The organism is Paenibacillus sp. GYB006 (assembly GCF_036577645.1).
Lineage (GTDB): Bacteria > Bacillota > Bacilli > Paenibacillales > Paenibacillaceae > Paenibacillus.
The window spans coordinates 1-325 of the sequence record NZ_JARBDA010000084.1; the positions used below are offsets into that span (position 1 = coordinate 1).

Sequence of the window (325 nt, forward strand, 5' to 3'; positions counted from 1 at the left end):
GGATATTTCTAAAATCGCAAAATTGTTTCGTTATCTAGTTTTCAAAGAGCAACTTTGTTGCGACCATAAAATTCTCGGTCCATCACGAAAAGTGTGGATGAAATTTTATGACTTGATTTTGAGAGATCAAACTCTCAAAACTGAACAACGAGTGAGTGTTACTTTGCTTTTGCAAAGTGGTCCGCCGACTTTCGTCGCACGTTTATTTGAATGTTTCCGTTTCAGGAAACGATTCTCCATAGAAAGGAGGTGATCCAGCCGCACCTTCCGATACGGCTACCTTGTTACGACTTCACCCCAATCATCTACCCCACCTTCGACGGCT

The 325-nt window shown here is 42.2% G+C and carries 1 rRNA gene; it reads right to left on the reverse strand.

Features of this window, described 5'->3' with window-relative positions:
- Positions 1 to 242: 242 nt before the first annotated feature.
- Positions 243 to 325: ribosomal RNA gene (locus PV403_RS25105) — 16S ribosomal RNA — on the reverse strand; the annotation flags it as partial.